This window comes from Bradyrhizobium sp. 482_C4_N1_8 (assembly GCF_052075965.1).
Lineage (GTDB): Bacteria > Pseudomonadota > Alphaproteobacteria > Rhizobiales > Xanthobacteraceae > Bradyrhizobium > Bradyrhizobium barranii.
This window is the reverse complement of record NZ_CP197231.1, coordinates 2820515-2840470: the sequence shown is the minus strand read 5'-3', so window position 1 is coordinate 2840470 and position 19956 is coordinate 2820515. Positions and strand designations below refer to the sequence as shown.

Here is a 19956-nt window from a genome sequence, read left to right as displayed (position 1 = left end):
CTCAGAGCTTGAGCCTGACGTCACAGAGGTCGGGCTCGGTCGAATCCGGCTTCACGTCGAAGCCGAGCTGGCGGCACATCTCAAGCATTGTGGTGTTCTCCCTGAGAACATCGCCCGAGATGGTCTTCAGCCCCTCCGACCTCGCATAGTCGATGATCAACTGCATCAACGCCCATCCGAGCCCCCTACCCTTGAGGTCCGACCGCAGCAGGATCGCATATTCGCCGCTCTCATAGACCGAGTCCGAATGGAGCCGGACCACGCCGACCATCTCGCCGGTCGCTTCGTCGAATGCGATGAAGGCCATTGCGCGGGCATAATCGAGCTGGGTCAGGCGCGCGATGAACTCGTGGGTGAACTCCTTCATCGGCGCGAAGAAGCGCAGGCGGAGGTCGTGCGCCGTGACGTGACGCAGGAATTCGTGGATGGTCGGCTCGTCCTCCGGACGCAAGGGCCGTACGAAGATGCGCCAGTCATCCTTGAGCGCCAGCCGGCGCTCCCACTGCGACGGATAGGCCCGGACGGCGAAGTTGGCCGGGCCGGAGCCGGCAAATTTGCGCTGCGGCGGCCCCACCGCGACGCGGGCGTCGACCGCGGTCACGCCGGTCTCGTCCGCAAGCAGTGGGTTGATGTCGAATTCCCGGATCTCGGGAATGTCGGCGGCCATCTGGGCGAGCTTGACCAACACCATCGCGACGGCGTCCGGCTCGACCGCGGGTACGTCGCGATAGGCCTTCAGCAGCCGTGATACGCGCGTGCGGCCGATCAGGTCGCGGGCGAGTTGCAGATCGAGCGGCGGAAGCGCCAGTGCCTTGTCGTTGATGATCTCGACCGCCGTCCCGCCCCGGCCGAAGACGACAACGGTGCCAAAGGTGGGATCGTCGGCAAGACCTAGGATCAGCTCGCGCGCCTTCGCCTTGACGACCATCGCCTGCACGATGACGCCCTCGATGCGGGCTTCGGGACGGAGCTTCCTCGCCCGCGCGAGAATGTCGGTGGCAGCCGCGCGCACGGCCTCCGGCGTGGTCAGATTGAGGACGACGCCGCCGACGTCCGACTTGTGGACGATGTCGCGCGACATGATCTTCAGCACGACTGTGACGCCCTGCGCGAACATCTCGCTGGCGCAGGCGACGACTTGCTCGACATCGGTCGCAGCACGGGTCGGTACCATCGCGATGTCATAGGCTCCGAGCAGGTGCTTGATCTCGATGGGCTCGAGCCATTTGCGGCCGTCCGCGATCGCAGCGGCGACGATCTGCCTGGCAGCTCGGGCGTCAGGCACGAACGTGTCGGGCATCGCGGGAGGAACCTGGCTCAGCTCCTCTACGACCTCGCGATGCCTCACGAGATGCATGAAGCCGCGCACCGCGTCATCTTCGGTCGGATAATTCGGAATGCCCGCGCCGGAGAGCGCCTGAACGATGTTCTGATCGGCTCCAACCCAAGCCGCCAGCACCGGCTTCGCCCATCGACGCTGCTTCTCGCGATATTTGCGGACGAGCTCCGTCACGGTCGCGGCGATGTCGGCCGCCGGGGCGATCGCGGTCTGCACGTTGAGGACGAGGACGGCATCATTATCAGGATCTGCGAGCAGCACCTCCAGTGCGGCCGCGTAGCGCGATGCATCGGCATCACCGACGATGTCGACGGGATTTGCACCCGACCAGGTCGGTGGCAGCACTGCATCGAGGCTCTTGCGCGTCTCAGCCGAGATGGGCGCCGGGATTCCACCAAGGTCCACCAACCGATCCACGGCCAAGACGCCGATGCCGCCGCCATTGGTGAGGATGGCGAGACGCTTTCCCGCCGGCGGTTCAACGCGACCGAGCGTCTCGGCGCAATCGAACAGCTCGCGCAGATCGGAGACCCGCAGGACGCCCGCACGGCGGAACGCGGCGTCATAGACGGCGTCGGCGCCGGCGAGCGCGCCGGTATGGGTTGCCGCCGCTTTGGCACCCTGCGCCATGCGGCCGGACTTCACCACGACGACCGGCTTGACGCGCGCCGCGGCCCGTGCCGCCGACATGAACTTGCGCGCGTCCTTGATGGCTTCGATGTAAAGCAGGATCGCGCGGGTCTTGGGATCCATCGCGAAATGATCGAGCAGGTCGGCAATATCGACATCGATCTGATCGCCGATCGTGACAATGCCGGAGAACCCAACGCCGCGCTGCGCAGCCCAATCCACCATTCCGGCCGCGATCGCGCCGGATTGCGAGATCAGCGCGAGGTTGCCCGCCCCCGGCATGTGCGCGGCAAAGCTTGCATTGAGGCTGACGCCCGGCATCATGATGCCGAGGCAGTTCGGCCCAATCAGCCGCATGCCGTATTTGCGTGCAGCAGCGATCGCGGCCTCGTGCAGGGATCCCGGTCCGTGACCGAGGCCCGCCGAGACGATCAGCGCGCCGGCCGAGCCGCGACGTCCGGCCTGGTCAATGATGCCGGGAACCTCCCGCGCCGGCGCGGTGATGACCACGAGCTCGGGCACGAAGTCCAGCCTGTCCAGACTGCCCACCGCAGCGATGCCGCCGATCTCGGCATGGCGCGGATTGACGAGGCCGAACCGACCCTTGAACTCGGCTTTGTGAATGTTCTCGAGAACGGCGCGTCCGACCGAGACCGGGCGGGCGCTCGCGCCGACGAGCGCAACCGAACGCGGCGACAGCAGATTCTTCAAGCGATAGGTTGACATGAAAGCAAATGCGCCCGGTCGGTGGCGGTTCCGATGATTGACAATTAGGCCGATAAACTGGCGATGCGCCTAGTGCGAGATCATAACCCAGCACGGCGGCTGGCCAATGACAGTCTTTGTCACACCACCCCAAACGATCTCGTTCAGGCGTGAATGATGGTAGGCGCCCATCACGATCGCATCCACGGCATGGGAATTAGCCCAGCTTCCGAGCACCTTGCCGATCGAGCTGCCGCCGCCCTTCGTCGTTTCGAACGAGGCGTAGACCCCGTGTTCCCTCAGATGATCGACGAGCGCGGTTCCGGATTGCACGATGGCATCGGTCTTGTCGTCCGCCACCGTGACCACCCGGACGGATGAAGCAGCCTGAAGAATGGGCAGCGCGTCGCCGACGGCCCGCGCGGCGCGGGCGGAGTGATCCCAGGCGATCATGACGTTCTCGAACTCCGGTCGCAGCTCGTCCACATGCTGTTCCGGGCAGAGCAGCAGCGGCCGGCCGGATTCGAACAGGAGCGTTTCGATGATGCGCTCCGTCTGACTGTCATGCGGCCTCACGGGGACCAGCGTCAGATCGCTGAAGCGCGCATGCTCGGCCAGGATCGACGCGATCTGGTCCGCGGGCACCTTGCCCGATCGGCTTTGGGCGCGAATGTTGGCGCGGGAGGCTGCATTGGTGAAGGCGTTGAGGAGTTGCTGCACGTCGCTTACCTCACGCGAACCGCTCGCCTCCGCGGAATCCAGATCGCCAGGGATGATGACCTTCGGCCGCACGAAAACATCTTCCTCGAGCGCGAGCGCGGTGATCCTGGCGCCGAGGTCGGCGGTGACAGCCACGCATGTCGCGATCGCGGCGAGGGCCGGTCCGCGCGGTTGGCCGACAAGCGGCAGAAAGACATCCTTGATGGGCATCGGGATTCTCCTTACCGGTTAGGATAAGCCACCTTTCGCCGGGAAGCTTGATCCTCCTCAAGGCGGGAACACCGCGCAGCCAGCCGACGACAGGCTTTGACCGATGTCAAGGACTGGCCCCGATCCGCCTCTAAGGATTAGCCTGCTGCCTCACCGCTGACGCATCTGGAAATGCCTGCTGAGATGACAGACGATTCTGCAATCCAGGAACGGGTCTTCGAAGCTCTAAACGCGCGTCCTGGCGTAAAGCGGATCAACACCCACGCAGCGTCGGTGTTTCTCGACGGAACGCGCGCCCTGAAGATCAAGCGGGCTGTCAAGTTTCCATTCCTCGACTATTCGACGCTCGAAAAGCGCGAGGCGGCCTGCGAAGAGGAGATCAGGATCAACCGGCCGCTCGCGCCGCAAATCTATCACCGCGTCGTGGCGATCACGGAGGAGCCGGATGGATCGATCGAGATCGACGGTGGCGGCCGGCCGGTCGAGTATGCGGTCGACATGTCCCGCTTCGACGAAAACCGGACGCTGGACCGTGTGGCCAAAACCGGCCCGCTGGATGCAGAGCTCGCCCCGGCCATCGCGGATGCGATCGCAGCATCGCATGCGAGAGCGCCGGTCGCGGACGGCACCGCATGGATTGCCTCCATTCCTGCGCTGATCGATGGCAACAGCACCGGGCTGCGCAATGGCGATCATTTCGAAGCCGCCCAGATCGAGCAACTCTGCGAAGCCTCACATCAGGCATTCCTGCGCGTCCGCGCTACACTGGAAGAACGCGCGCGCCACGGTTTCGTGCGCCGCTGTCACGGCGACTTGCATCTTGCCAATATCGCGTTGATCGATCGGCAGCCTGTCCTGTTCGACGCGATCGAATTCGACGCGCAGATGGCGACCGTGGACGTGCTCTACGATCTTGCGTTCACGCTGATGGACCTGCTGCGCCATGACCAGTCGGCCACGGCCAATGCCGTCCTGAACCATTATCTGATGACGGCGCCCGGCGAAACGCTCGACGCCCTGGCTGCGCTGCCACTGTTCATGTCCATTCGCGCGGCGATCCGTGCGCAGGTGGCGCTGGCGCGGCTGAGACGGCCTGATGCCGACGGCCCCGGCACTCTCGACGAGGCGCGCCGCTATTTCGAGCTCGCCCGGGCTTTGATTCATCCCCCCGCCCCTCGCCTGATCGCGGTTGGCGGACTGTCGGGTACCGGCAAATCCGTGCTCGCGCGCGCGCTGGCGCCCGCCGTGGCACCACAGCCGGGCGCCGTCGTGCTGCGCAGCGACGTCATTCGCAAGCAGCTGTTTCAGGTGGGACACACCGAACGGCTACCGCCGTCCACGTACCGGCCTGACGTGACGGCGCAGGTCTACGAGGTGCTGATGCAGCGCGCCCGGCAGGTTCTGGCGCAAGGCCATTCGGCAATCGTCGACGCCGTCTTTGCGCGCGAGTCCGAGCGAGACGAGATGGCCGCCCTGGCCCACGAGTGCGGCGTACCGCTCAATGGACTATTCCTCGTCGCCGACCTCGCCACCCGCCAGGCGCGAATCGGCGGCCGCCGGGGCGACGCGTCCGACGCCACGCAAGAGGTTGCCGCGCAGCAAGAGCACTATAATATCGGCCATGTCGGTTGGGCGACCATCGATGCATCCAGGACACAAGCGCAGACGCTCCAGAATTGCCGGGACGTAATCGCTGAGGGCAAATAGGGCAATCTGATTGGCGCGGGCTAGGATGGCGCGACCCACCACGAGTTCGATGGCGACCGCTCGCGCCAAGCCTGCGGCGCGGCGCAATGTTCTGCCCGGCCGCCTCAGCCCTGGCATGGCCTGCGACACCGCGTTCCGGATCATCGCCCGCCGTCACCTCGATGCCGTCCTCGCCCAGCACGATGGCACCTGCCACGGCGATCCCGAGGCGCTGCATCAGATCCGGATCGCACTGACGCATCTGCGCACCGCCATCCGCTTCTTCTCGCCCATGGTCGACGATGCCCTGCGGCCGAATGTCTGGGCCGAACTGAAATGGCTGAACAGCCAGCTCGGCATGGTGCGCGACCTCGACGTGGCGATCGAGCGGGTTATCGCCGAGAGCGGAGGCGAGCTTGATGTGATCGCCGAGCTCCAGCATTGGGACGAGAAGCGCGCCGAGAGCCACCGCCTGCTGGCGCGCGCGCTGCAATCGGCGCGGTATCGCCGTCTTGTCGAGCAGACCTCGGCCTGGATCGAGAGCGGTCCTTGGTCGACCCGGCGCAGCAAGGAGGCCATCCGATTGCGCCGTTGCCCGCTTGCCGACCACGCGACGGCGCAGCTTACGGAATGGGAAACGACGCTGCTCAGGAAGGCGCGGAAACTCCGCAAGCTCGACGTCGAAAAACGGCACAAGCTGCGGCTCCTCAACAAACGGCTGACCTATTCGATCGAATCGCTAGAGGATTTGTTTGCAGACGAATCGCTGACCAAACAGAAGTCGATCCTCAAGCAATTGCGCAAGGCGCAGAAGTCCCTCGGGCAATTGAACGACGATGCACGAGGCCAAACCCTGGCAGCGTCGCTGAACGAGGCCGTCCCCGAGGCGGGCATTCGCTTCCTCAACCGGAAGCGCCAAAAGAAGCTGTTGCGGACCGCCTCGAACGCTTACCGGAAACTGGACAAGGCCAAGCCGTTCCGCTCCTCCGACCTCGCCCCGAATGCAGAGCCCGAGGATTAGGTGCGGACCAGCTTGACTTGGGTCAAATCAGCTTCCTGCCGGTGCCCTAAGCTCCACACATCGATATTCGTGTGAACTTGCGGAGCTTTCCCATGCGCGCCCACCAGATCATGACCCGCTCGGTCATCTCGGTTGCCCCCCACACCAGCATCGTCGAGGCGGCAAACATCATGCTGAAGCGGCACGTCAGCGGCCTCACCGTGGTCGACGATGCCGGCAAGCTGGTCGGCGTGGTCTCCGAGGGGGATTTCGTCCGCCGCAGCGAAATCGGCACCGGTCGCAAGCGAGGCCGCTGGCTGCGGTTCATCCTCGGCCCCGGCGCATCCGCCAGCGATTTCGTCCACGAACATGGCCGCAAGGTCTCGGAGGTGATGACCGCCTCGGTCGTGACCATCACCGAGGATACGGCGCTCGCGGAAATCGTTGATCTCATGGAACGGAACAACGTAAAGCGGCTGCCGGTGGTGCGCGGCGACAAAGTCGTCGGCATCGTCTCGCGCGCGAATTTATTGCAGGCGGTGGCGGGGCTCGCCCGCGAGGTACCGGATCCGACGGCCGACGACGATCACATTCGCGGCCGTATCATCGACACCATGGAGAAAAACGACTGGTGCCCGTTCGGACTGAACGTCATCGTCCGGGACGGCATCGTTCATCTCAGCGGCGTCATCACCGAGGAACGCGCGCGTCAGGCCGCCGTCGTCGCGGCGGAGAACGTCGAGGGCGTCAAGAAGGTGCACGACCATCTGTGCTGGGTCGACACTGTATCGGGCGTCTATATGAATTCGCCCGAGGACGACGATCTCGCCAGGGCCAGTTAGGCGCGAACCGAAGGCGACTTAGCGGGGAATGACAGCGGTGGCTTCGATCTCGACGCGCGCCGCCCTCTCGACGAGGCGGACGACCTGCACCAGCGCCATCGCAGGATAGTGCGCACCGAAGGTGGCACGGTAGCTCTTGCCGAGCTCCCTCAGGTTCGCCAGGTATTCGTCCATGTCGACGACGTACCAGGTCAGGCGCACGAGGTGCTCGGGCCGCGCACCCGCCTCCGCCAGTATCTCGGCGATGTTGCTCAGGGCTTGGCGCACCTGCGCGACAAAGCCCTCCGCGAGACGCTCCTCGACGTCCCAGCCGATCACGCCGCCGGTGACGACGATGCGTCCCTCGGCGGCCATGCCGTTGGCATAGCCTTTCGGTAGCGGCCAGCCGGACGGTTGGAGCACCTGCGCCCTGGAGCCGGTTTCGCCCTCGGCTGCTGTCGGCAGCACCGCGAGGTGCGGGCCTTTCGGCGTCGTCACGGACAATTCTTCATCCTTCTCTTATTCCGCCGCAACGCCAGAGGACGTCGCTGCAGCCTGCGCCAACTGCCGCAGGGCAAATCGCTTCAACTTGCCGGTCTCGGTCTTCGGCAGTTGCGCCACGAACTCGATCGCGCGCGGATATTTGTAAGGCGCAATCTCACGTTTGACATGCTCCTGCAACTCCGCTGCGAGCTGAGCGTCCGGCGTCACACCGGGGGCGGCGATGACATAAGCCTTCACGATCATGCCACGCGCCTCGTCCGGCGCACCGACGACGCCGCACTCGGCTACGGATGGATGCGTCAGCAGCGCCGCCTCCACATCCGTGCCCGCGATGTTGTACCCGGCTGACACGATCATGTCGTCGGAGCGCGACTGGTACCAGAAGTAGCCGTCGCTATCCATCAGATAGGTATCGCCGGTGATGTTCCAGCCGTTCTGGACGTATTTGCGCTGCCGCTCGTCGGCGAGATAGCGGCAGCCGGTCGGGCCGCGCACCGCGAGCCGCCCCATCGTGCCCGGCGGCAGGTCATTGCCGTCGTCATCGACGATTTTTGCTTCGTAACCCGGCACGGGTTTGCCGGTTGCGCCGGGACGGATCTCGTCCACGGTCGCGCTGATGAAGATGTGCAGCAGCTCGGTCGAACCGATGCCGTCCATCAGCTTGATGCCGGTGGCCTTGAGCCAGGCATCGAATGTCGGCTTGGGGAGGGTCTCGCCCGCAGAGACGCACTTTCGCAGCGAAGAAATGTCGCGACCCGCGAGCTTGCCGATCATGGCGCGATAGGCGGTCGGCGCGGTGAAGCAGACCGAGGTCTTGTATTGCTCGATCGCCGTCAGCATGTCGTCCGGCGTCGTCTTCTCCAGCACGACGAAGGAAGCGCCGATATGCATCGGAAACAGCACGCCGCCGAAGCCGAAGGTAAAGGCGAGCGGCGCTGAACCGACGAAGCGATCCTTCTGCTCCGCCCTCAAGATGTTGTGCGCATAACCGTCGCAGACGGCCAGCATATCCCGATGGAAATGCATGGTGCCCTTGGGATCGCCCGTCGTGCCCGACGTGAAGGCAATCAGGCAGATGTCATCGGCGGCGCTATCGACCGCCTTGAACTCCGGGCTCGCATCAGCAATCAGCGCCTCGAGCGAGTCCGACGCGCCGTTGCCCCAATAGACCACGTGCTTGAGACCGGGCGCCGCCGCTTTCGCCTTCTCCATCTCCTCCGAGAGTTTTCCATCGCAGAGCGCGAGCGTAATCTCCGCCTTCTGGATCGGATAAGATAGTTCCTTGGCGCGCAGCAGAGGCATGGTCGCCACGACGATGCCGCCAGCCTTGATCACCGCGAGATAGGTCGCAACCATCATCGGATTGTTGGCGGAGCGCAGCAGCACGCGTCCGCCGGTTACGAGACCAAGCTTGCGAACCAGCACGTTGGCGATGCGGTTCACGAGCGCTTGCAGCTCGCGATAGGTGTAGCTGACGGCCGGACTGATCACGCACGGCGCGTCGCCGTGGCCCTGCTCGACCCAGCGGTCGAGAAAATAGCTGACGCAGTTCAATCGCGGCGGGTAGTGCAGCTCCGGCCGCGTGAAGATGAATTCGGGCCAGAACTCTCGCGGCGGCAGATGCTGCCGTGCGAATGTATCGACGTGGGCTGTCGCGGCGTTGCCGTCATACGAGCCCGACTCTTGAGCCTTAGCGGCGTTGGCCATCGCACGTTCCTTTCAGCATGGAAAGCACCCGGCAGCATCATATGGGAAACATTTTAGGCTTAAAACAATTCGGCGCAATAGCGGATTTTGGGCATCCCATGCATTTTCCTGCGGCAAGGTGGTGGGACTGGCGGGGTGCCCCGCTGGCGGACTACGGCCGGCGGCGAGCGGCCGATTTCTGCGCCGACGCCTTTGTCTTGGCCAGGAGCCGCATCAATTCGCGGACGTCCTTCGGGGTCAGGTCGGCGAACAGATCGGCGATCCAGGTCTCGTGCTCCGCAGCCATCCTGCGAAACTCGGCGCGACCCAGCTTTGTGAGGCGGATCACCTGGACGCGGCGGTCCGTCTCCGAGGTGCGCCGGTCGAGATGGCCCGATTCCACCAGCCGTTCGACGAGGCCGGTGACGTTGCCGTTAGACACCATCATGCGCTTGGAGACGTCGGACAGCGTCATGCCATCGGGCGCCTTGTCGAGCTGCGCCATCAGGTCAAACCGGGGCAGCGTGACGTCGAAGCGCTGTCGCAGGCGGCCACGGACTTCGCCTTCGATCAGGGTGGTGCAGGTGAGCAAACGCAGCCACAGCCGAAGCTCTTCGGCGTGGTCCTCCGGCGTCTCGACGGCCTTGGTCTCGGAATCGAGCATCTCGATGCAGTCACTCATGGCCGGCCTGGCGCCAGCACGGATTCCCCAACGTTTTGAGCTTCAAATAAATCGGCCCGGGCCGCAAGCCTAAAGCTGCAACAATCGACCACACTCGAATTTCTTTAGGCTTCAAATAATTGGCGCGCCACTTGCATGCGCACTGCCCGCAGGATGGCCACGCCTTGAGCTTGCTTGCCGCGGCCGCCATCATCGGCATAAGCTTGAATTGGAGTACGCGGCTTGCTGCGCAAGCCCGATCGTCACGGGGGACACATCATGAAGACGCAAACGACCTTGGCCGCCGCCGCCCTGCTGCTCGGCACCGCGGTGAGCCCTTCCTTCGCCCAGGAGAAGATCAAGCTGGGCGTGGTCGTGACCCTGTCGGGCCCCGCCGCCGCGCTTGGCCAGCAGGTCCGCGACGGCTTTGCACTCGCCGTGAAGGATCTCGGCGGCAAGATGGGCGGCCGAGATGTCGAGGTGATCGTCGCCGATGACGAGTTGAAGCCCGACGCAGCGGTCACGAAGGTCAAGGGCCTTCTGGAGCGCGACAAGGTCGACTTCGTGGTCGGCCCGATCTTCTCCAACATCCTCCAGGCGATCCACCGCCCCATTACGGAGTCCAAGACGTTCCTGATCAGCCCCAACGCCGGGCCATCGACTTTCGCCGGCAAGGACTGCAACCCGTTCTTCTATGTGACGTCGTATCAGAACGACCAGGTCCACGAGATCCTCGGCAAGGTGGCGCAGGATCGCGGCTACAAGCGCATGTATCTGATGGTGCCGAACTATCAGGCCGGCAAGGATTCGGTGGCGGGCTTCAAGCTCGACTACAAGGGCGAGATCGTCGAAGAATCCTACATGCCGCTGAACACGCTGGACTTCCAGCCGGAACTTTCCAAGATCTCGTCGCAGAAGCCCGATGCGCTGTTCACGTTCATGCCAGGCGGCCTCGGCGTCAATCTCGTCAAGCAATACCGGCAGGCTGGCCTTGCCGACAGCATTCCGGTGCTCTCGGCTTTCACGGTGGATGAATCGACCTTACCGGCACAGCAGGATGCGGCCGTCGGCATGTTTGGCGGCGCGAACTGGGCGCCCAATCTCGACAATCCCCAGAACAAGAAGTTCGTCGCGGCCTATGAAGCCGCCTACAACGTCGTGCCCGGCACCTACGCTTTCCAGGCGTATGACGCCGCGATGCTGATCGACAGCGCGGTCAAGGCCGTGAAAGGCGATCTCTCGAACAAGGATGCGGTTGGGGCTGCGCTGAAGAAGGCCGACTTCACCTCTCTGCGCGGCGCCTTCAAGTTCAACACCAACGGCTATCCGATCCAGGATTTCTATCTGACCAAGGTCGCCAAGCGTGCGGACGGCAAGTTCCAGACCGAGATCGTTCAGAAGGTCTTCGAGAACTATGGCGACCGCTATGCCAAGGACTGCAAGGCGGCAAACTAAGCCGCACCGCATTACGGGAGGACTGCAATGAAGAGCGAAATCACCGGCATCACACGGGCCAATGAAGGGATCCAGGGCATTTCCTGGAACATCCTCGGCCAGACCTATGTGCCGAAGAGCAATACCGAGCACAGCTTCTCCTGGCACGCGACATTGCCGCCGGGCACATTCGTGCCGCCGCACATCCATCCCGACCAGGATGAGTATCTCTACATGCTCGAGGGCAAGCTCGACTTCATGCTCGGCAATTCGGAGTCGCAGGCGACCGCGGGCGATCTGATCCGCCTCGGTATGGGCGTGCCGCACGGCATCTTCAACAAGTCGGAGCAGACGGCAAAGGTGCTGTTCTGGGTGTCGCCGACCCGCAAGCTGTTCGACCTGTTCTGGGGCCTTCACAACATGAAGGAACAGAAGCCGGAGGACGTGGTGGCGATGGCCGCCGAGTTCAACATCCACTTCCTGCCGCCGCCGCCCGGCGGCTAGCAGCGAGTCTTAAGCGCGCACCGCCGCCAGACCCGGCACTGCGGCGAAGCCGGCCTTGGTGGCGTAGCCGCGGACGATCGCCTCGCGCTGGGAATAGCTCAGCACGTTGTCGACGTTGTCGAAGCCATCGGGTGCAAGCTGCTCGACGGCGTCGATGACGCCCTCGGGGCCGCCGCGCCGGTTGGAGCGGACGATGTCAGCGGTCATCGGCAGACGCTTCTTCTCATATTCAAGCAAAGCCTGGCGCGGATGCTCGGCGCGCACCAGCGCATCGGCAAGGCAGCGCGCGTCGAGGATCGCCTGAGATGCGCCGTTGGAGCCGACCGGATACATGGGATGCGCGGCATCGCCGAGCAGCGTAACGCGCCCGGACGACCAGTAAGGCAAGGGATCGCGGTCGCAGGTCGGATATTCGTAGAACTCGGGCGTTGCCGAGATCAGGCTCTTGACGTCGATATAGGGCACCGAGAAGCGCGCGACATGCGGCATCAACTCCTCGCGCCGGCCGGGCCGCGACCAGTCTTCCTTCCGGGGCGGCGGGGCATTGCCCTCGCCGACCTTCACCAGCACCGCCCAGTTGGTGAGACGGCTCGCCGGGCTCGATCCCTCTGCGATCGGGTAGATCACCACCTTGGCGTTGAGGCCGCCGGCCACGATCATCGACTTGCCGGTGAGGAACAGCGGCCAATCGCGCGCACCGCGCCATAGCATCAGGCCGTTCCAGCACGGCGGTCCCTCGTTCGGGAACAGCGTGTCGCGAACGCGTGAATGGATGCCGTCAGCGCCGATCAGGATATCACCGCGCGCAGTATGGATGTGCGCGCCCGAGCGGTCGAAGAAATAAGCGGTGACGCCGCCCTCGTCCTGCGTGAAGGCGCCGAGGCGGCAGCCGGTGTGAATTGCCTCCGGCCCGAGCCGCTCCTCGACGGCACGATGGATGACGCCCTGAAGGCGGCCACGGTGAATCGAGAATTGCGGCACGTCATGGCCGGCGTCGATGCCGCGGGCTTCGCGCCAGACCTCCTGGCCGTGGCGATTGAGGTAATAGAGCTGGTCGGTCCGGATCGCGACGTCGTCGAGCTGCTGGAGGAGACCGAGGCCGGCAAGCTCCCGCATCGCATGCGGCAGCGTGTTGATGCCGACGCCGAGCTCGCGGATGGTGTCGGCCTGCTCGAAAATCTCGCATCCGATGCCGCGCGAGCGCAGCATCAATGCCGTGGTGAGACCACCGATACCGCCACCGACGATAATCGCCTTCATCGCCCTTACTCCACTCGAAAATACGCCAGGCAATGGGGCTAAAGTCGCACGGGCGGTCACTCCGCCGCAAGCGGCTTTGTCGCCTCCGCCTTGAGCTCGGCCCGGGTCTTGGGCTTAGCCTTAATTCTCAGCTCCTCGAGATCCGCCGGTCGCGCACGTTGTTGCGGAAAATCTGATCTTTTCCGGGCAAGTACTGCGGCGCAAATCCCCATTGCTGGCCTTCCGCAGGAAGTCCGGGGCTCAGTCGCCCCTGAAGACCGGCTTGACCTTGTTGGCGAACGCTTCAAAGGCGCGCTCGAAATCCGCCGTGGTCATGCACAGCGCCTGGGCAACGGCTTCCGCTTCGATCGCCTCTTCAATCGACATCGCCCACTCCATCGCCAGCATCCGCTTGGTCATGGTGTTTCCGAAGGTCGGGCCTTCCGCGACCTGCTTGGCCAGCAACTGCGCCTGGGGCAGCACCTGCTCGGGCGTGACGATGCGGCTGAAGAAGCCCCAGCGCTCGCCCTCCTCCGCCGTCATGAACCGGCCGGTGTAGAGCAGCTCGGAGGCGCGGGACTGTCCGATGATCCGCGGCAGGATCGCACAGGCGCCCATGTCGCAGCCGCCAAGTCCGACCTTGTTGAAGAGGAACGCGACCTTCGCGCCGCTCGCCGCGAGCCGCATATCCGATGCCATCGCGATGATCGCGCCGGCGCCGGCGCAGATGCCTTCGACCGCGGCCACAATGGGCTGAGGGCAGGCCCGCATCGCTTTGACGAGGTCGCCGGTCATCCGCGTGAAAGCGGTCAGCCCCTTGGTGTCCATCTTCACGAGCGGGCCGATGATCTCGAACACATCGCCGCCGGACGAGAAGTTACCGCCGGCGCCGGTGACGATGATGGCCTTGACTGCATCATCGAAAGCGCAGGCGCGGAAGAAATCCGTCAGTTCCCGATAGCTCTCGAAGGTCAGTGGATTCTTCCGCTCGGGACGGTTGAGCGTCACCGTGGCAACGCCGTCGACCACCGCCAGCAGGAAGTGCTGCGGCGAATAATCCGCGAGCGGCACGGTCACAGGATTAGCTGGTCTGCTCATGCGATCTCCTAACTATGTTTGTTCCGCGCTACTAGATTTCGCCGCCTGCGACTGCAATCGCCTGCCCGGTGATCGCACCAGCGCCTTCGCCGCACAACCAAAGCACTGCGTCAGCCACCTCTTGAGGCGTGATCAGCCGCCCCTGCGGATTGTGCTTCGCGAGCTCGGCGATCGCCTGCTCGCGGCTCCTGCCGGTCTTCTTCATGATGTTCTCGATGCTGCCGGCGACCAGATCGGTGTCGGTGAAGCCCGGACACACCGCATTCACAGTCACATTGCTTCCGGCCGTCTCGAGGGCAAGAGAGCGCACGAGACCGACGACGGCGTGCTTCGCCGCCGTATACGCGCTGACATAGGCGTAGCCCTTGAGCCCCGCCGTCGAGGCAATCGCGACGATGCGGCCATAGGGACGATCCTTCATGCCCGGCAGAACGCCCTGGATGGCATGGACAACGCCCATGAAATTGACGTCCATCATGCGCGCAAACAGGGCAGCGTCCGATTTCGCGAACGGCGCGGATTCTGCACTTCCCGCGTTGGCGATCAGGATGTCGATCGGCTTTCGCGCGCTCGCTTCAGCGATAGCGGCTTTCAGTGATAATTCGTTCGAGACGTCGGCGATCGCAGCAAAATGCGCGGCACCTGCGCTGACCGCCTCTTCTAGAACAGCGGCGTTCCGGCCGAGCACCGTCACGGTTGCGCCTGCCCCGACAAGAGAGGCTGCGATGGCGCGGCCGATGCCGCGACCGCCACCGGTCACGAGCGCGTGCGACGAGTGCGGCAATCCGGACATGCGCTGGCTCCTTGGCTCTGCTGATCGTTCCTCGATATATTTTAACCTTCAAGTTTTTGCAACGAAGCTGCCGTAGCGCCGCGAACGCCTTCGCGCGAGAGACCGGCCCGAAAATTGCTTTAAGTATAAAATTATCGCTTCCCATCCCCTACAGGCCTGTTAGCATCGACCGGCCGAGCAAAAGGATGTCGCGTGTCGCAGCCTGCGCCAATGATAACAAAAGACGGCCGCTTCGCCTATGAAGCCGCGGGCGATCCGGACGCGACACCCCTGATCTTCCTGCATGGCATTGGCGGCGCGGCACGGGCCTGGCGGCAGCAGATCGCGAGATTCAGCACCCAGTTCCGCGCAATTGCATGGGACATGCCGGGCTACGGCGGATCGGCTCCGCTCGCCAGCGTCAGCATCGCGGCCCTTGCCGATGCGCTCCTGCAATTCATTGAGCAGCTTGGTGCAACCAAGCCAATTCTGGTCGGCCATTCGATCGGTGGCATGATCGTCCAGAAATGGCTGGCGCAATCTCCGAAACTGGCCCGCGCGGTCGTCCTCGCGCAGACCAGCCCGGCCTTCGGCAAGGCCGATGGCGATTGGCAGAAGTCGTTCATCGCGGCGCGGCTTGGGCCGCTCGATCGCGGCGAGACCATGAAGTCGCTGGCTCCCTCCCTGGTGAAGGAGCTTGTCGGCGACGATCCTGATCCGAAGGGAATGGAGCTTGCGCGCGAGTGCATGGCAAGCGTGCCCGAGGCGAGCTATCGCGCCATGATGCTGGCTTTGATGGGCTTCGATCAGCGCAGCACACTCAAGGACATTTCCGTCCCGACGCTGTTGCTGTCCGGCGCCAAGGACAACAACGCGCCTGCCCCCATGATGGCAAAGACAGCAACATTCATTTCCTCTGCCGAATATGTCGAGCTGGCTGGTGTCGGCCATCTCGCTAACCTTGAACGCCCTGACGCGTTCGACGAAGCCCTCGGCCGGTTCCTGAATTCCGTCGCGACCAAAACGTAGGGTGGCTGCGCAATGACCATGCAAGTCAGAAAGAACATCGGCGCGACCGACAAGGTCGCGCTGGATACGCCGATCTTCGATCCCGTCGCATTCCGCCTGAGCGACGAGCAGGCCGGCATCATCGCGCGCGCCCGCGAGATCGGCCAGAGCGTGTTCGCTGGTCGCGCGGCGACTTACGATCGCGAGGCGATCTTCCCGACAGAGAATTATCGCGACCTGCATCGCGTCGGCCTGCTCGGCATCGCGGTTCCCAAGAAGCATGGCGGGCTCGGCGCGAACTATCAAACCTACGCACTGGCGGCAGCCGAAATCGGCCGCTATTGCGGCGCGACCGCCCTCACCTGGAACATGCACGTCTGCTCGACCCTGTGGTCAGGTCCGCTCGCCGACGATCTCGACATGGACGCGGAGACCCGCGCCGAGCACGAGCGGCGGCGCGCGGTTCATTACAAGCGTATCGTCGAGGATGGCGCGATCTACTCGCAGCCCTTTTCCGAGGGCGGAGCGGCCGCGGCCGGCGGCGTCGCGTTCGGCACGGAAGCAAAGCCCGTAAAGGGCGGTTGGATCGTCAACGGCAAGAAGATCTTTGCATCGCTGTCCGGTCATGCCGACTACTACGGCGTGCTCTGCACCGAGATGGAGGAGGGCGAAAAAGCCTCGCGCCGCAACACCCTTTACCTCGCGATCTCCGCGAAATCGGACGGTGTCTCGGTAGTCGGCGACTGGGATCCGCTCGGCATGCGCGGCACAGTCTCTCGCACGCTGCTGTTCAAGGATGTGTTCGTCCCTGAGGATTCCGCGCTGATGCCGCGCGGCGTCTATTTCCAGGCGGCGATGCGCTGGCCTCACATGTTCCTGACGCTGTCGCCGACCTATATGGGCCTGGCGCAAGCCGCCTATGATTTCACCGTGCGCTATCTTCGCGGCGAGGTACCGGGCATGCCGCCGGTCAAGCGCCGGATGTACCCGACCAAGCAAATCGCGGTCGCGCAGATGCAGATCAAGCTCGAGCAGATCAAGGCGATCTGGTTCCAGGCGATCACCGAGGCCCACGCCAATCCAAGCAAGGAGCAGGTGCTGCGCGCCTATGCCGCGCAATATTCGGTGATGGAGGGCGCCAATGAGCTCGCCGCGCTCGCGATCCGCACCTGCGGCGGTCAGGCCATGCTCCGCTCGCTGCCGCTGGAGCGCATCTATCGCGACAGCCGCTGCGGCTCGCTGATGCTGCCCTGGACCGCCGAGCTCTGCCTCGACCGGATCGGGCGCGAGGCGCTGTACGAGGCCGGTGAAACGGACGACTGACCGTGGACCTCTGTAGTCTGATCGATCGCAACGCGGCGTTCGCGCCAGACAAGACGGCGATCGCCTTCGAGGGTGAGCGGCTGAGCTACGCCGCACTCGCCGCGCGCATCGAACGGACCGCCACGGCGTTGAAGCAGGAGCTCGGCGTCGGCCGAGGCGACCGCGTCGCAATCCTGAGCCTGAACCGGCCGGACTATCTGGTTCTGCTCTACGCATGCGCGCGACTTGGTGCGATGCTGGTGCCGCTGAACTGGCGGCTGGCGGTTGCCGAGCAGCGCTTCATTCTCACCGATGCGGGCGCAAAGGTCCTGGTACTCGAGCAGGCATTTGCCGGAGTTCTCCCGGAGCTTGCGCCGGGGACGGCCGTCATCGGCCTCGATTTCGCGCCGTCGCGGGGCGTGACATTCGAAGACCTGCTGGCTCGCAGCGAAGGCAGCGGCCGCAATCCGCACACTGATCTCTCCTGCCCGCTGCTCGTCGTCTACACGTCTGGAACGACGGGACGGCCGAAGGGCGCTGTTCTGCGGCAAGAAGCCTTGTTCTGGAATGGCGTCATGAGCCAGCACATGCACAACATGACGTCGGATGATCGCGTGCTGACGGTGCTGCCATTCTTCCATGTCGGCGGCCTCAACATCCAGACCACGCCGGCGCTGCAGCTTGGTGCGACCGTCACAATCCACGCCCGCTTCACGCCAGATACTGCGCTCGCGGCCATTGAACGGGAACGACCGACCCTGACAGTGATGGTGCCTGCAATCCTCCAGGCCGTGAGCGAGCATCCCGCCTGGACAACGACCGATCTCTCGTCGCTCAAAGCCGTCTCGACCGGCTCGACCATCGTGCCACCGCACCTGATCGATCGCTTCGTGGCGCGCGATGTTCCGGTGCTTCAGGTTTATGGATCGACGGAAACTTGCCCCATCGCAGTCTACACCCGGCTTGGCGGCGATCTTTCGCGCGCGGGATCGACTGGACTTGCCGGCCTGTGCTGCGAAGCGAAGGTGATCGATCAGGCCGGCAATGAGGTCCCTGCGGGTACGCCGGGCGAAATCGCCGTGCGCGGGCCCAACGTGTTTTTCGAATATTGGGGCAATGCGGATGCCACGCACGATGCGCTGCACGACGGTTGGTATCGCACCGGCGATATCGGCCTGTGCGATGCCGACGGGTATTTCTGGGTCCGCGACCGCAAGAAGAATGTGATCATTTCCGGCGGCGAGAACGTCTATCCGGCCGAGGTCGAGCGCGTCCTGCTCGAACATCCCAATGTCAGCGAATGCGCCGTGATCGGCCGGCCGGACCCGCGCTGGGACGAGGTGCCGATCGCCTATGTCATCGGGCGGTCCGGCTCCCGGCTCGAAGTGGACGAGCTGAGAGCGCATCTTCAGACGCAGCTCGCCCGTTACAAGGTTCCGCGCGACATCGTCTTCGTCGACGACCTGCCGCGCACGGCACTGGGCAAGGTCCAGCATTTCCTGCTGAAGCAGCTTGATGCGAAGTCGCGCGCGCAAGGAGAAGCATCTTGAGGATTGCAGTTCTGGGTGGGGGAAACGGCTCTTTCGCAGCCGCGGGCGATTTTGCGCTGTCGGGGCATGAGGTCCGGCTCTGGCGCCGCGACGCCGATCAGGTGGCGGCGCATCGTGCCGCCGGCTCGCAGATCCTGGTCAAGGATCATAATGGCCGGCACGATGTGAAGCTCGCGCTGGTGACGACCGATATCGCCGAAGCAATTGATGGCACCGAGCTGATTCTGTGCCCCGCCCCCGCCTTCGCGCAGCCGGACATTGCTCGTTTGCTCGCTCCGCATTTGCGGGACGGCCAGGTCGTGTTCCTGCCGCCCGCCACATTCGGCTCGATGATCTTCGCCCAAGCCGCGCGGGGTGCCGGAAACCACGCCAAGGCAAGCTTTGCCGAGACCGGAACACTGCCTTGGCTGACCCGCAAGCACGGGCCGTTCGAGGTCGCGATCACCATACGCGCCAAGCGTCTGCCGGTCGGCGTGTTTCCGCTCGATCGGGCCGCGCATGCACTCGAAGTGATCGGACGCGCTTTCCCTGATGCGATCGAGCCGTGCGGCGATGCGCTCTCCGGCGCGCTGATGAATGCTGGGCCCATCATTCACCCGCCGCTGATCGTGATGAACGCGGGCCCGATCGAGCATTTCGAACGATGGGACATCCACAAGGAAGGAACGCAGGCCGCGATCCGCCGGGTGACCGACGCGCTCGACGCAGAACGAATCGCGGTGCGCGAAGCGCTTGGCTATGGCGCACCGCATTTTCCGCTGGCCCACCACTACGCCAAAGAGGGCGAGATCTGGATGTATGGCCGTGGCTCGCACGACCGGCTGACCGATTCCGGCGACTGGCGCGAGCGGATCGTGCTGACCGAGCACCGCTATATGCGTGAGGATCTGCGGCTTGGGCTGTCGCTGCTGGTCTCCGCCGCCGCCCTGGCGGGCACGCCCACACCGTTGGCCAAGGCCTTTCTGGCCATCGGCGGTGCGATTTGCGGCGAGGATTTTGCGCAGCGCGGCCGAACGCTCGAGACGCTGGGGCTTGGCAATCTCGGCAAAGCCGAGCTCCAGGCGCTTCTTCGCAGGGGATTTTGACC

At 64.2% G+C, this 19956-nt stretch carries 17 protein-coding genes; 9 read left to right on the top strand and 8 right to left on the bottom strand.

Annotation, left to right across the window (positions count from 1 at the left end; translation table 11 throughout):
- Window position 1 precedes the first annotated feature (1 nt).
- Both AB7Z56_RS13210 and AB7Z56_RS13205 read right to left on the bottom strand, forming a co-directional pair.
- Window positions 2-2695: a bifunctional acetate--CoA ligase family protein/GNAT family N-acetyltransferase gene (locus AB7Z56_RS13210; protein ID WP_354130618.1), complete on the bottom strand. Its 2694-nt coding sequence runs from the start codon at window positions 2693-2695 to the stop codon at window positions 2-4.
- 69 nt (window positions 2696-2764) lie between these two features.
- A complete protein-coding gene (locus AB7Z56_RS13205; protein WP_354130619.1) occupies window positions 2765-3604 on the bottom strand; it encodes a universal stress protein in 840 nt (279 codons plus the stop codon).
- Between the two features lie 183 nt (window positions 3605-3787).
- Here AB7Z56_RS13205 and AB7Z56_RS13200 point away from each other — a divergent pair, with 183 nt between their 5' ends.
- From AB7Z56_RS13200 to AB7Z56_RS13190, 3 genes are all read left to right on the top strand, one after another.
- The gene (locus tag AB7Z56_RS13200) at window positions 3788-5311 is read left to right on the top strand and encodes a bifunctional aminoglycoside phosphotransferase/ATP-binding protein (RefSeq protein ID WP_354130620.1); all 1524 of its coding nucleotides are present in this window, start codon (window positions 3788-3790) and stop codon (window positions 5309-5311) included.
- Window positions 5312-5336: 25 nt separating this feature from the next.
- A complete protein-coding gene (locus AB7Z56_RS13195) occupies window positions 5337-6311 on the top strand; it encodes a CHAD domain-containing protein (protein WP_071911849.1) in 975 nt (324 codons plus the stop codon).
- Window positions 6312-6403: 92 nt separating this feature from the next.
- Window positions 6404-7132: a CBS domain-containing protein gene (locus tag AB7Z56_RS13190; protein WP_354130621.1), complete on the top strand. Its 729-nt coding sequence runs from the start codon at window positions 6404-6406 to the stop codon at window positions 7130-7132.
- 18 nt (window positions 7133-7150) lie between these two features.
- On the opposite strand, the gene AB7Z56_RS13185 is transcribed toward AB7Z56_RS13190, so the two are convergent.
- The 3 genes from AB7Z56_RS13185 to AB7Z56_RS13175 all read right to left on the bottom strand — a co-directional run bounded on the left by AB7Z56_RS13185 (window position 7151) and on the right by AB7Z56_RS13175 (window position 9983).
- Complete coding sequence (locus AB7Z56_RS13185; RefSeq protein ID WP_441256270.1) at window positions 7151-7609, bottom strand: RidA family protein; 459 nt, start codon at window positions 7607-7609, stop codon at window positions 7151-7153.
- A 21-nt stretch (window positions 7610-7630) separates the two neighbouring features.
- Complete coding sequence (locus AB7Z56_RS13180) at window positions 7631-9322, bottom strand: benzoate-CoA ligase family protein (RefSeq protein WP_354130623.1); 1692 nt, start codon at window positions 9320-9322, stop codon at window positions 7631-7633.
- A gap of 151 nt (window positions 9323-9473) precedes the next feature.
- Window positions 9474-9983, bottom strand: coding sequence for a MarR family winged helix-turn-helix transcriptional regulator (locus AB7Z56_RS13175; RefSeq protein ID WP_231142628.1), 510 nt, complete (start codon window positions 9981-9983; stop codon window positions 9474-9476).
- A 258-nt stretch (window positions 9984-10241) separates the two neighbouring features.
- Between AB7Z56_RS13175 and AB7Z56_RS13170 the strand changes: the two genes are divergently transcribed.
- Together AB7Z56_RS13170 and AB7Z56_RS13165 are read left to right on the top strand one after the other, a co-directional pair.
- The gene (locus AB7Z56_RS13170) at window positions 10242-11417 is read left to right on the top strand and encodes an ABC transporter substrate-binding protein (protein ID WP_354100405.1); all 1176 of its coding nucleotides are present in this window, start codon (window positions 10242-10244) and stop codon (window positions 11415-11417) included.
- Between the two features lie 27 nt (window positions 11418-11444).
- Entirely contained in the window at window positions 11445-11900 is a 456-nt protein-coding gene (locus tag AB7Z56_RS13165; protein ID WP_007601580.1) for a cupin domain-containing protein, read from the top strand.
- A gap of 9 nt (window positions 11901-11909) precedes the next feature.
- Here the strand turns inward: AB7Z56_RS13165 and AB7Z56_RS13160 are convergent, their stop codons facing one another.
- The 3 genes from AB7Z56_RS13160 to AB7Z56_RS13150 all read right to left on the bottom strand — a co-directional run bounded on the left by AB7Z56_RS13160 (window position 11910) and on the right by AB7Z56_RS13150 (window position 15030).
- A complete protein-coding gene (locus AB7Z56_RS13160) occupies window positions 11910-13160 on the bottom strand; it encodes a flavin-dependent oxidoreductase (RefSeq protein WP_028156622.1) in 1251 nt (416 codons plus the stop codon).
- 240 nt (window positions 13161-13400) lie between these two features.
- Window positions 13401-14237, bottom strand: a complete 837-nt coding sequence (locus AB7Z56_RS13155) for an enoyl-CoA hydratase family protein (protein WP_028156623.1) — start codon at window positions 14235-14237, stop codon at window positions 13401-13403.
- Window positions 14238-14268: 31 nt separating this feature from the next.
- A complete protein-coding gene (locus tag AB7Z56_RS13150; protein WP_354130624.1) occupies window positions 14269-15030 on the bottom strand; it encodes an SDR family NAD(P)-dependent oxidoreductase in 762 nt (253 codons plus the stop codon).
- Between the two features lie 192 nt (window positions 15031-15222).
- On the opposite strand from AB7Z56_RS13150, the gene AB7Z56_RS13145 reads away from it, so the two are divergent.
- From AB7Z56_RS13145 to AB7Z56_RS13130, 4 genes are read left to right on the top strand one after another with little or no spacing between them, the layout of a single operon-like run.
- Window positions 15223-16038, top strand: a complete 816-nt coding sequence (locus tag AB7Z56_RS13145; protein ID WP_441256269.1) for an alpha/beta fold hydrolase — start codon at window positions 15223-15225, stop codon at window positions 16036-16038.
- Window positions 16039-16050: 12 nt separating this feature from the next.
- A complete protein-coding gene (locus AB7Z56_RS13140; RefSeq protein ID WP_354130626.1) occupies window positions 16051-17340 on the top strand; it encodes an acyl-CoA dehydrogenase family protein in 1290 nt (429 codons plus the stop codon).
- 2 nt (window positions 17341-17342) lie between these two features.
- Window positions 17343-18869, top strand: coding sequence for a class I adenylate-forming enzyme family protein (locus AB7Z56_RS13135; RefSeq protein ID WP_354132208.1), 1527 nt, complete (start codon window positions 17343-17345; stop codon window positions 18867-18869).
- Window positions 18866-19954 carry an NAD/NADP-dependent octopine/nopaline dehydrogenase family protein gene (locus AB7Z56_RS13130; RefSeq protein WP_354130628.1) on the top strand — a complete coding sequence of 363 codons (1089 nt, stop codon included), beginning with the start codon at window positions 18866-18868 and terminating at the stop codon, window positions 19952-19954. The genes AB7Z56_RS13135 and AB7Z56_RS13130 overlap by 4 nt, the downstream gene beginning before the upstream one ends.
- Window positions 19955-19956: the final 2 nt, after the last annotated feature.